This window comes from Wolbachia endosymbiont (group A) of Oxytorus armatus (genome assembly GCF_964027005.1).
Lineage (GTDB): Bacteria > Pseudomonadota > Alphaproteobacteria > Rickettsiales > Anaplasmataceae > Wolbachia > Wolbachia pipientis.
On sequence record NZ_OZ034719.1, the window covers coordinates 1,284,430 to 1,296,640 of the forward strand.

Consider the following 12,211-nt stretch of genomic DNA (forward strand, 5'->3'; position numbering starts at 1 on the left):
AACGTTAAGCAATATCATAAGAATTGGCTCCATGATAAAAACGATTTAAACATTTCGAGCACTTCCCTAATTTTACCATAAATAATTCAATAAACAACGGTTCTTTTGCAGAAGCTATATAACCAAGTCCATGTATACCTGGTAACATTAAGAGAATCACTCTTAAATCATTTGAATTAATGAAAATTAGCATGCAAATCAGGACGTTTAATATTGCAAACATATAACTCACACCAAAGAGCATTGCAGGTCTTGTAAGACCTTTAAATAATTGATCTGTTTGTATACTACCTGTGGACATATCTTTAACCTTCTAATAATAACTAATACTATATCATTATATTAAAAATCCATTGAAACTAGTAGCACTTTAAGTTAAGATACATTATTTAATCCCGATAATGACAAGTTGGCCATTTCAAGAAGCAGAAAAAATATTGCAAGAGTTTCCTAATAAAAAAGAAATAATATTTGAAACTGGTTATGGACCCTCTGGTTTACCCCACATAGGAACCTTTGGAGAGGTTTTCCGCACTACAGTTATTGTAAATGCATTAAAAAAAATAGCTCCTGGTATAAAAACCAAAATCATTGCAGTTTCAGATGATATGGATGGTTTGCGAAAAATACCAGATAATGTGCCAAATCAAGAGATGCTAAGAGAGCACTTAAATAAACCATTGACTATGATACCTGATCCATTTGGCACTCATCAGAGTTATGGTCATCATATGAATTCATTGTTGTGTAAATTTCTTGATATGTTTGAATTTGAATACGAGTTCAGGAGTGCAACAGAGTGTTATAAATCTGGCGTTTACGATGAAAAACTTTTACTCTTACTGAAAAATTATGATAAAGTGATGGACGTAATGCTTCCATCATTTCGGGAAGAAAGACAGCAGACTTATAGTCCATTCTTGCCAATATGCCCAAAAACTTCTCAAGTTTTACAAGTTCCAGTAATTGAAACAAATACAGAGAAAGGAACAATCACATATGAAGACCCAAACGGGGAAAAAATAGAAGTTCCAGTGACAAAAGGAAAATGTAAACTGCAATGGAAACCTGATTGGGGAATGAGGTGGGCCGCATTTGGAGTAAATTACGAAGCTCACGGAAAAGATTTAACTCCATCTGCTGTGCTTTCAAGTCAAATATGTGAAATACTTGGAGAAAAGCCACCACTTCTGTTTTGCTACGAGCTTTTCCTTGATAAAGAAGGAAAGAAAATATCAAAATCAAAAGGAAATGGCATTTCAATTGAAGAGTGGCTAACTTACGCACTAACAGAGAGCTTAGCATTGTACATTTTTCAGAGTCCTAAAAAAGCTAAACGTTTATATTTTGATGTGATACCAAAATCAACTGATGAATATTTAGAATTTGTAAAGCGTTATCATGAGAACAAAGAAAAGGATATAAATAATCCTGCTTGGCACATTCACCAGGGCAATGTTCCCAGTATAGAAACTTCAGGCATAAATTTCTCACTACTTTTAAACCTAGCAGCAGCTTGTAATGCTGAAAACAAAGAGATCCTATGGGGTTTTATATCCTCTTATGCACCAAACGTTACACCAGAAAATAATAAAATGCTTGATAGACTTTCAGACTTTGCAGTAAAGTATTATCACGATTTTATCAAGCCAACAAAATCATATAACACTCCAAATGAAAAAGAAAAAGCAGCGTTACTAGATTTGAAGGACACTTTACATTCTCTATCTACAACTGCTACTGCTGAAGAAATTCAATCTCAGGTATTTTCTATTGGAAAAAAATATGATTACACCAACTTACGTGACTGGTTTCAGCTATTATATGAAACGTTACTTGGCCAAAAAACCGGTCCAAGAATGGGATCTTTCATAAAGCTTTACGGAATAGGTAATACGATTTCTCTCATAGAAAGCGCTAGTAAATGTATACTTTAGAGTTTACCTCCTTTCATTTGAGCTCTTTAGTTTTAATAAGAATTCCTTGACAAACTCCGCTAGCCCCCTTATCATGAAACTGAAGCTATTGTATTTGCTTTCGCCAATCTGCAGATTAAAAGGTAAGGATTACTTAATGTATCGGCGTCTTATGTTCAATTTTTTGCAGTATATAGATACTGTATGTCTTTACAAAACTTCATCTACATCTAGATTTTTATCTAAATAAGCTGAACGCGCTTATAAAGCGTTACAAGACATCAAAAAATGCCAATACTCGACAGAGATAGTAAAAGACTAGCTAACTCGGGGATTCTTTGTCTTTTTTTCTGCTTAGTAAACTTCTTAAACATTTGCAGCGTAAGTTAGTCGCAATTAAAAGCAGCTTAATCTTGCTTGTCAAGCGTTTAAAACATAAAAAACGCCAATATTTTAAAGCGGATAATAACCACGGGGCTTCTTTTGCCTTTTTTTTCATTTGGTAAATTTCTTAATGTTTGTGGCTGAACGACAACTGTCATCCCGCTACTTGTTAGCGGGATCTCTTGTTAGCGGCTGAGATACCGCGAATGAATCGCGGTATGACGGTTCGCGGCGGCATGACGATAAGGTTTATACCTTGTCATCCCAGTGCTTGACACTGGGATCCAGCTTTCTTTATAAATTCATCAAAAGTGCTTCATTCTATAACGCAAAACCCATACTCACCAAATCCAATGCATTACTTGCAATTAAGTTTCCTGGATCCCAGTGTCTGGGCACTGGGATGACACCATCATAAAGGAATCAGTGTCAGCTACTTTCATGACACCATTCTTTTTCCTGGATCCAAGTAGCTCGACTACTTGGATGACAGCTAGCCTGACAACCGTCATCCCGCTACCTGTTAGCGGGATCTATGCTAAGAGATACCGCGAATGAATCGCGGTATGACGGTTTGCAACGGTATGACGGTTCGCGGCGGCATAGTATAGCCTTTCTTATAATAGTCCGAATGCGATAAGATATGTGTTTATGGCTATAGCAGGCCAGTAGCATATTACGGTCTGTTCGGATTATTGTAAAAAGAGCTATAATTCGTCATCCCGCTGCTTGTTAGCGCCGCGGCGGTATGACGGTTCGTGGTGGTATAACGTAGAGTGCTTAGAAGCTGTTATTTTGCTATAAATGGCTGTAATGGCATCATCTATTTTATTGCTATCACAGCCTGTTTGTGCAAGTTCAGCATTCCCACCACAGTTCTTTTTAACTGCTATGGATATTAGTTCTTTTGCGCTAATCTTTAAGTCTTTACTTACTTTAATAATCAAGACTGTTTTATCTTTTTCTGTTGCCGTAAAAGCTATTACCGTTTTTGGTTTTTGTTGCTGCAAAACAAACTCTCTTATTACATTTGCTGGAATATCAGTGAAAGTGTGGCTTATAAAATTTATTCCATTTATTTCGGTGCTTTTTATATTCTCTGCACTCACAAGCTTTTTATATAGGTTTTTTATTTTGGTTTCGGATTTTTTGTGTTCTTGACTTAAAATACTTAATCTGCTTGTTATTTCACTCACTGGCGCTTTTACGAATTCTGCAACTTTTTTTAAGTTAATTTCATTATCACGTACATAATTGATTGCTTCCTGACCAGTTAAAGCTTCAATTCTCCTCACTCCAAAAGCAACAGAACTCTCTGTTACTATCTTAAATAAACCGATTTCTCCAGTATGTTCAACGTGCGTGCCACCACACAGTTCCCTTGAATCTCCAATCTTCACTACTCTTACTTGATCGCTATATTTTTCGCCGAATAACGCCATAGCTCCTTCGTCTATTGCCTGATTCATGCTCTGAATTTTTGTAGATGCGGAAAGGTTTTCTCTGATTAGAGAGTTTACCATATCTTCTACTAAGAATAGCTGATCCTGAGTAACTTGAGTGTTATGACTAAAGTCAAATCGTAACTTATCCGGTGCAACTAGGGAACCTTTTTGAGTGACATGATCACCTAGAATTTTTCTGAGTGTAAAGTGCAGAAGATGTGTAGCTGAATGATTTCTTCTTAAGGTTTGCCTTCTTTCCTTGTCAATGCTTGCTGCAACTGTGTTACCTTTACAAATTGAACCGAACTTAACTATGCATCTGTGCAAATATAGGTCATTAACCTTATTGGTATTCTCGACTATAATAATACTTCTATCAGATTTGATCAGACTGCCAGTATCTCCCACTTGTCCACCTGACTCGCCATAAAAAGGTGTTTTATCAAGTATAATGGTTATCTTTTCTCCCTCCTTTGCAGAATCAATTACTTCATTTTTAGAGGAAACTATAGCTAGTATTTTCGCATCACTTACTTCATTGAACTCATAACCAACAAATTTTGTTTTGCCAAATTTATTGATCAAATCAAACCATACTTGCTCAACAGATTTTTCACCAGATCCAGACCATTTAGCGCGTGCTCTCTCTTTTTGCTCTCCCATTGCATCATCAAAACCCTTCTGGTCAAAATTTATTTTTTTCTCTTTTAAAATATCAAGTGTAATATCCAAAGGAAATCCGTAGGTGTCATATAGCTTAAACGCTGATTCTCCAGGCAAAGTATCGCCTGGTTTTAAATCTGCAGTGAATTTCTCCAGGAGATTGATACCCTTCATCAAAGTGTCTTTGAAGTTCTCTTCCTCTGATTTTAACGTCGTTTCTATTAAGCTTTTAGCTCTGATCAATTCAGCTCCCATATAAGCCGAACTCGTGCTATCTATCAGCGCCGGAAAAACGCGATGGAGTAGGGAATCATTATATCCAAGCAGGTGGATATAACGCGCGGCTCTCCTAATTAATCTGCGTAATACGTAATTCCTGCCCTCATTTCCAGGGAGCACTCCTTCTGCGATGAGAAATGCAGCCGCGCGAAGATGATCTGCTACGATCTTATGCGCTACTTTATTTTCTGTTCTTCCACAATACTCTTGAGATTTATTTATCAAAGCAGAAAATAAATCAATATCATAGTTATCATGGACGTTTTGCATAACAGCCGCTATTCTTTCAAGACCCATTCCAGTATCGATGCATTTTTTTGGCAATTTGTGTAAATTACCTTCTTCATCTTTGTTAAATTCCATGAACACCAGATTCCAGATTTCAACAATTCTATCGCCCTCTTGTAAATTAGGACTCCCATGGTCATAAAAAATTTCAGAACATGGACCGCACGGACCAGTGCTTCCCATACTCCAAAAGTTATCATCCGTTGTAATTCTTATGATTTTATCACTTGAAAAGCCACTTATCTTACGCCAAATCTCGTACGCCTCATCATCAGTATGGTAGACGGTTATGGATAGTCTGTTTTTATCAAGAGATAACTCTTTAGTGATAAATTCCCACGCAAATTCTATCGCAGTTTCCTTAAAGTAATCACCGAAGCTAAAATTTCCGAGCATTTCAAAAAATGTGTGATGCCGAGTTGTATAGCCAACATTTTCCAGATCATTGTGTTTACCGCCTGCTCTTAGGCACTTTTGACTTGAGACAGCACGTTTCATTTCAGTTTTTTGAGCACCAGTAAAAATATTTTTAAACTGCACCATACCAGCATTTGTGAACATGAGCGTTGGGTCATGTTCTGGAATCAAAGGAGAAGAAGAAACCTGCTCGTGGTCATTATTTACAAAAAATTTTATAAATCTTTCTCTGATTTCGTTTAGCTTCATCGTTTTTATTGAGGTTATCTATAAATAATAAGTTGTAATGGAAATAAAATCAATACCACTCTCTAGATCTCAGAACTTCTAGTGACATGCACCTTGTGGTAAGAAAAAATCAATATATTCACGATAAATTTACCTCATATCTGTGTTTTATATGTGGAAATTGGAATGGAAATTTATGTAGGCAAAGAAAAAAGAATAGCAAATGTGGTGACTCAACACTGGAATGACATAAAAGGATCAGACAGAGATTGGCCAGAAAGGCATGAAATAGACACTGCAGAAATAATGGAATCATGGCAGCATTGTTTTGTCATTGAAGTCAAGGATCAAGGTTATATTTGTGAAAATGCAGGAGAAAAGGCTGTTGAATTCTATGGTTTTGAGAAAAAGACGCGCATTGATAATAAGTATGCAATTGATGCACCATTTTTGCGACTATATAAAATAGATGCAGTTATTGATAAACTTGATACTGTAATAGAGAGTAAATGCCCGATCAATGAAGAGGAAGAAAGTGAAAGTGTTAAAATGAGGCAAGTATTGTTGCCACTTGGGAATAAAGAAGGTATAACACACATATTGGGCGTAATTACTTTTAAACTCCTTTAATATACAATTTTAATTTGATTCTTTAATAAAATTATTTATACTAATGCTTAATTACTATTAAAGAACTCAATAGTAGTGCTTGTAAATTTATTTGGAATATGAAGAAAATAAAATTAAAAACCAAATCTTCTGTGAAAAAGCGCTTTCACCTTACAGCTAAGGGTAAAGTTATTTCTACTCAGTCAGGCAAAAGGCATGGCATGGTAAAGAGAAGTAAATCTAATATTCGTAATCAGCGCGGTACAACGATTCTTGGTAAATCTGACTCGCGTATAGTTAAGCTTCATATGCCTTACGGTATTTAACAAAATGGAGGTAAAATAAAATGGCTCGGGTAAAACGTGGAGTCACTACTCACGCTCGTCATAAAAAAATATTGAAACTGGCAAAGGGTTATAGAGGGCGCGCAAAAAGTTGTTATAGAATTGCATTACAAAGAGTTGAAAAAGCACTGCAATATGCTTATAGAGACAGAAGAAATCGTAAACGTGATTTTCGTGGTTTATGGATAATACGTATTAATGCAGCAGTAAGAGAGCATGGGCTTACTTATGGTAGGTTTATGCATGGTCTTACACTTGCCGGCATTGATTTAAATAGAAAGATTCTTGCTGAGATGGCCGTTAATTATAAGGATGATTTTGCCAAATTAGTAGAAGCTGTAAGTGGTAAATTAGCAGAGAATTCTTAAAGCAAAGACACCATGAGAATTATTTTCATGGGATCACCAGGATTTGCTGTTAATTCTCTGAGCTTGTTACTGAAATCAAAGAGCGAAGTGGTGGCAGTATACACCAAGGCTCCAAAACCTTCGGGGCGTGGACAGAAGCCAACGAAATCTCCAGTACATGTTATCGCTGAAGAAAGTAACATAGAGGTATGTACTCCTATCTCTCTAAAGTTTTCGGCAGAGCAAGAAAAATTTAGAAATTTCAAACCAGACGTTGCAGTTGTAGCCGCGTATGGGTTGATACTTCCAAGAGAAATTTTGAATATTCCAAAATATGGTTGTATTAATATTCATCCTTCATTACTACCAAGGTGGCGTGGTGCAGCCCCGATACAGCACACAATTTTAGCAGGAGATCAAGAAACCGGGGTTAGCATTATGCAATTGGATGAAGGATTAGATTCCGGCCCTATTTTAAAACAGGAAAAATTTCTTATCGAAAAGAACGATAATTACAAGACATTGCATGATAAATTATCTAAGCTAGGCAGTGATTTACTGCTGAAAGTGCTAAACGAAATTGAAAAACAGCTTCCCTTAAAACAGAACGATAACAATGCATGTTACGCTGACAAAGTGGAAGACTATAAAATTTATGCAAGTGATGCCTGTGAAGTTGCTTATAGAAAGGTTAAAGCGTTTTACCCAAAAGCATTCATTAAGATAGAAAATAAACGTATCAGGATACTTGATGCTGACTTTGAAGCTCTCGCTTCAGAACAAGGTAAGATTGTTAACGATAATATGCACATAAGTTTAAAAGGTGGCACTTTAATTCCTAAAGTTGTACAAATGGAAGGGAGAAATCCTTGCAGTATTGAAGATTTTATTCGTGGCTTGAAATCAAGCATGGTAAAAAAATTTATAGAATAGACTGCTTTAAATTAGTGTAGAAATGTAATAGCTAAATTTCCTTTTCTTAGATATAATCTTAAAAAACTTTCCATATAAAAATGAAAATAAAAAGAGCTTTAATATCAGTATACGATAAAACGAATATAATTGATCTTGCATCGTTTTTAACGCAGCAACAAATAGAAATTCTTTCAACGGGCAATACTTATAAAGTGCTATCTAGTGCAGGAATAAAAACACAAGAGGTCTCAGATTACACACAATTTCCAGAGATACTGGGTGGTAGAGTGAAAACTTTACACCCTAAAATTCATGGAGGAATACTTTATGATCGAGAAAAGCATAAAAAGGAAGTGCAAGATCTAGGTATTGAGCCAATAGACCTGCTTATAACTAACCTATACCCATTTTGGGAGACAGTAAGTAGCGGCTCAAATGAAGAGCAAATTATAGAACAAATTGATATCGGCGGAGTGGCGTTAATTAGAGCTGCAGCAAAAAACTTTCGTTTTACTTCAGTTATTTCTAGCATTCAAGACTACGAAGCACTAAAAGCTGAGATGATAAAAAATAACAATGAAACAACATTGGAATATAGAAAATATTTAGCAACCAAAGCATTTGCTCTCACTGCACACTACGATTCTAATATTCACAGTTGGTTTTTATCCCAGAGTAAAAATAATGAGTTGCCAGAGTTTTTCGCACTATATGGGCATAAAGCACAAGAATTAAGGTATGGTGAAAACCCTCATCAAAAAGCTGCATTTTATAGCAATCAATTCACCAAATATCCGCTGGAAAAAATACATGGAAAAGAGTTGAGTTATAATAATATAGTAGATATAGAGTCCGCACTTAACATAACTTCTGAATTCGAAGAGCCTGCAGCAGTGATAATAAAGCACAATAACCCATGTGGCGCTGCTGTTAGTAATAATGCTTTGGAGGCATATGAAAAGGCTCTATCATGTGATGAAGTAAGCAGTTTTGGTGGCATAGTTGCCTTAAATCGGGAGATAGATTTAAAGCTAGCAGAAAAATTAAACGAGATATTTTTGGAAGTTGTGATAGCACCATCAGTAAACAATGAGGCACTAAAAATTTTGCAAAGAAAGAAAAAATTAAGAGTGATTATTCATAAATCTTTTCAACAAAATGTGAAATACCAAACTAAAAATGTTATTGGTGGGTTTTTGGTGCAAGAAAATAATGACCACACAATAAAAGCAGAACAAGTAACAGAATGCACTGCAACAGACAAAGAAAAAAAAGATCTTATTTTTGCCTGGAAAATATGTAAGCATGTGAAATCCAACGCAATAGTTATAGCAAAAGATGGTTGTGCTATTGGCATCGGCGCAGGGCAAACAAGCAGAATAGATAGTGTGAACATTGCAGTGAAAAAAGCAGGTGAAAAATGTAAAGGTGCAGTGCTTGCTTCAGATGCATTTTTTCCATTCCCAGATAGCATAGTAGAAAGTGCAAAACATGGAATTACAGCTATAATTCAGCCCGGCGGCTCGCTGAAAGATCAAGATGTGATAAAAGCTGCAAATGAAAATAAAATTGCTATGTTTTTCACCGGCATTCGTAGCTTTTTTCATTAGGCTTGTATCTCATGTCAATGTACACTTTTTCGCGCATTTAACATTGTTTTGATCATAATTGTATACAAAAACCATTTACAATCAGCGCTCAATATGATAAATTGAAACCAGTTTATTCCTCGGTAGCTCAGTGGTAGAGCAGTTGGCTGTTAACCAATTGGTCGCTGGTTCGAATCCGGCTCGGGGAGCTCTTCTCTGTGAAATTCTAGTATTGATTTTGTATGAACATTAAATCAGTCGTTTTATGTATACTAGATGGCTGGGGAAATGGAGTAGAAAGCAGTAAATACAATGCTATTAGCAACGCAAATCCACCCTGTTGGCAATATATTAGCTCTAATTATCCAAAATGCAGTTTATCCGCCTGTGGAGCTGATGTGGGGTTACCTGGTGGTCAAATAGGTAATTCAGAAGTTGGCCACATGAATATTGGCAGTGGTAGAGTAGTAATGCAAAGCCTTCAGCGCATTAATCAAGAAATTGGAACAATAGAAAACAATGCAAATCTACAAAGTTTTATTAGTAATCTAAAAAGTAAGAACGGAGTATGCCATATAATGGGATTAGTGTCAGATGGCGGTGTTCATTCGCATCAAAAGCATATTTCAACTTTAGCAAATAAAATATCACAGCATGGAATAAAAGTGGTGATACATGCATTTTTAGATGGCAGAGACACATTGCCAAATTCAGGAAAAAAATGCATTCAAGAATTTACAAAGAGTATAAAGGGAAATGACACAAGAATTGCTACTGTTTCTGGGCGTTACTATGCTATGGACCGTGACAACAGGTGGAAGAGAACAATCGAAGCTTATGAGGCTATCGCATTTGCAAAGGCACCTTGTCATGATAATGCAGTATCGTTGATTGAGAATAACTATCAAAATAACATAACTGATGAGTTTATCAGGCCCGCAGTAATAGGTGATTATCAAGGTATAAAACCAGAAGATGGAGTGCTGTTGGCTAACTTTCGTGCTGATCGAATGATACAATTAGCAAGTATTTTGCTTGGCAAAACAGATTACGCTAAGGTAGCAAAATTCTCTTCAATTTTAAGTATGATGAAGTATAAAGAAGATCTCAAAATTCCTTATATTTTTCCTCCTACTTCTTTCGCTGATACTCTAGGACAAACAATAGAAGACAATAAATTACGACAATTACGTATCGCCGAAACCGAGAAATACGCTCATGTGACTTTCTTTTTCAATTGTGGAAAAGAAGAACCTTTCTCTGGTGAAGAAAGAATACTCATTCCCTCACCAAAAGTTCAAACTTACGATTTGCAGCCCGAAATGTCAGCCTTCGAGCTCACAGAAAAGCTTGTAGAAAAAATTCACTCCCAAGAATTCGCACTGATAGTTGTAAATTACGCTAATCCTGATATGGTAGGACATACAGGTAATATAAAAGCAGCCGAGAAAGCTGTGCTAGCTGTAGATGATTGTCTTGCAAAAGTGCTGAGTGCTGTTAAAAAGTCAAGCAACACCGCGTTAATTGTCACTGCAGACCATGGTAATGTGGAATGTATGTTCGATGAAGAAAATAATACACCTCATACAGCACACACTCTAAATAAAGTGCCATTTATTGTGTCTTGCAATAATCTAAAACTAAGAGACGGAAGGTTATCTGACATTGCCCCTACTATTTTACAGCTACTTGGAATTAAAAAACCAAACGAAATGACAGGCAGTTCGTTGATTTCTTGCATTACCCTCTGTCATTCCAGCTAGGCAGCGTTATGCACCGGAATGACATCAAATAGATGTGTTTTAACTTAATCCAACTTTTAAATTTTTCGCTGTTAGTACTAATGATTCATTAAAGAAACTGTCAATATCACCAATACTATCTATATTTTTTGTACTGATAGATTGGTCAATTCTTTTGACCAAATTAGATAAAACTTTATTAGGGCCAATTTCAACAAATTTGTTAATGCCACGGCTTGACATATACAAAACCATTTCTCTCCATTTCACTCTGCTTACAACTTGCTTGGCGAGTAAAGTTTTTATAACTTTGGGATCACTCTCCTCTTTAGCTGTAACATTTGATATCAAAGGAACTATAGGACGGGTTATTTTAATACCCTTCAAAAACTCCAAAACTTTTTCATCAGCAGGTTTCATAAGAGATGAATGAAAAGGCCCACTAACCTGTAATTTAATTAGTTTCCTCACACTCGAGTTTTTGAATAAATCGGGTAACATTTCAAGAGCTTCTCTAGTGCCACTTATAACCACTTGTCCGCCACCGTTATCGTTTGCAATTTCACAAATTCCGTCAATTTGAACTGATTTCAATATATCTTCCACTTCATTTATCTCTGCTCCAAGCAACGCAACCATTCCGCCTTTACATTTCAGTGAAGCTTCATGCATTGCTTCGCTGCGAACTTTCAGCAGCTTGATTGCAGACTCAAGCGTTAACGCTCCTGCAGCACACAGCGCTGTATATTCGCCAACTGAATGCCCACAAACATATTTAACATTGTGATCAGTGAAAAGAGATTTGCCAAACACATGCTCCATAAAACGTAGCATTGCAATTGATACTGCCATTATAGCTGGCTGAGCGTTTTCTGTAATGGTTAATTCTTCAATAGGACCGTTGAAGATTAAATGAGACAGCTTTCTATCCAATATGCTATCTACTTCATTAAATACTTGTCTTGCAACGGAAAACTCACTATATAAGCTCTTTCCCATTCCTACAAACTGAGAGCCCTGACCAGGGAAAGCGAAAATCATGATA

At 36.2% G+C, this 12,211-nt stretch carries 12 protein-coding genes and 1 tRNA gene; 8 read left to right on the forward strand and 5 right to left on the reverse strand.

Going from position 1 to position 12,211, the window contains the following annotated elements:
- Window positions 1-4: 4 nt before the first annotated feature.
- A complete protein-coding gene (locus AAGD79_RS06320; RefSeq protein WP_007548615.1) occupies window positions 5-301 on the reverse strand; it encodes a type IV secretion system protein VirB3 in 297 nt (98 codons plus the stop codon).
- A gap of 100 nt (window positions 302-401) precedes the next feature.
- On the opposite strand from AAGD79_RS06320, the gene AAGD79_RS06325 reads away from it, so the two are divergent.
- The gene (locus AAGD79_RS06325) at window positions 402-1,937 is read left to right on the forward strand and encodes a lysine--tRNA ligase (protein ID WP_341811323.1); all 1,536 of its coding nucleotides are present in this window, start codon (window positions 402-404) and stop codon (window positions 1,935-1,937) included.
- A gap of 731 nt (window positions 1,938-2,668) precedes the next feature.
- Here the strand turns inward: AAGD79_RS06325 and AAGD79_RS06330 are convergent.
- Genes AAGD79_RS06330 through alaS form a run of 3 tightly spaced genes read right to left on the reverse strand, consistent with a single transcriptional unit; the run spans window position 2,669 to window position 5,641 of the window.
- The gene (locus tag AAGD79_RS06330) at window positions 2,669-2,812 is read right to left on the reverse strand and encodes a hypothetical protein (protein WP_341811324.1); all 144 of its coding nucleotides are present in this window, start codon (window positions 2,810-2,812) and stop codon (window positions 2,669-2,671) included.
- Window positions 2,813-2,816: 4 nt separating this feature from the next.
- Window positions 2,817-2,975, reverse strand: coding sequence for a hypothetical protein (locus AAGD79_RS06335; protein ID WP_341811325.1), 159 nt, complete (start codon window positions 2,973-2,975; stop codon window positions 2,817-2,819).
- Between the two features lie 32 nt (window positions 2,976-3,007).
- A complete protein-coding gene (gene alaS / locus AAGD79_RS06340) occupies window positions 3,008-5,641 on the reverse strand; it encodes an alanine--tRNA ligase (protein WP_341811326.1) in 2,634 nt (877 codons plus the stop codon).
- A gap of 165 nt (window positions 5,642-5,806) precedes the next feature.
- Between alaS and AAGD79_RS06345 the strand changes: the two genes are divergently transcribed.
- From AAGD79_RS06345 to gpmI, 7 genes are all read left to right on the forward strand, one after another.
- A complete protein-coding gene (locus AAGD79_RS06345) occupies window positions 5,807-6,250 on the forward strand; it encodes a PAS domain-containing protein (RefSeq protein WP_010962890.1) in 444 nt (147 codons plus the stop codon).
- A 98-nt stretch (window positions 6,251-6,348) separates the two neighbouring features.
- The gene (gene rpmI, locus AAGD79_RS06350; protein WP_007548610.1) at window positions 6,349-6,555 is read left to right on the forward strand and encodes a 50S ribosomal protein L35; all 207 of its coding nucleotides are present in this window, start codon (window positions 6,349-6,351) and stop codon (window positions 6,553-6,555) included.
- A 20-nt stretch (window positions 6,556-6,575) separates the two neighbouring features.
- A complete protein-coding gene (gene rplT, locus AAGD79_RS06355) occupies window positions 6,576-6,941 on the forward strand; it encodes a 50S ribosomal protein L20 (protein WP_015589254.1) in 366 nt (121 codons plus the stop codon).
- A 12-nt stretch (window positions 6,942-6,953) separates the two neighbouring features.
- On the forward strand, window positions 6,954-7,853 hold the full coding sequence (gene fmt / locus AAGD79_RS06360) for a methionyl-tRNA formyltransferase (RefSeq protein WP_264722956.1): 900 nt from the start codon (window positions 6,954-6,956) through the stop codon (window positions 7,851-7,853).
- A gap of 80 nt (window positions 7,854-7,933) precedes the next feature.
- On the forward strand, window positions 7,934-9,445 hold the full coding sequence (gene purH / locus AAGD79_RS06365) for a bifunctional phosphoribosylaminoimidazolecarboxamide formyltransferase/IMP cyclohydrolase (protein ID WP_265043263.1): 1,512 nt from the start codon (window positions 7,934-7,936) through the stop codon (window positions 9,443-9,445).
- Window positions 9,446-9,561: 116 nt separating this feature from the next.
- Window positions 9,562-9,633: transfer RNA gene (locus AAGD79_RS06370), tRNA-Asn, on the forward strand.
- A 33-nt stretch (window positions 9,634-9,666) separates the two neighbouring features.
- A complete protein-coding gene (gene gpmI / locus AAGD79_RS06375) occupies window positions 9,667-11,187 on the forward strand; it encodes a 2,3-bisphosphoglycerate-independent phosphoglycerate mutase (RefSeq protein WP_264339077.1) in 1,521 nt (506 codons plus the stop codon).
- A 39-nt stretch (window positions 11,188-11,226) separates the two neighbouring features.
- On the opposite strand, the gene fabD is transcribed toward gpmI, so the two are convergent.
- Window positions 11,227-12,207: an ACP S-malonyltransferase gene (gene fabD / locus AAGD79_RS06380; protein WP_341811327.1), complete on the reverse strand. Its 981-nt coding sequence runs from the start codon at window positions 12,205-12,207 to the stop codon at window positions 11,227-11,229.
- Window positions 12,208-12,211 lie beyond the last annotated feature (4 nt).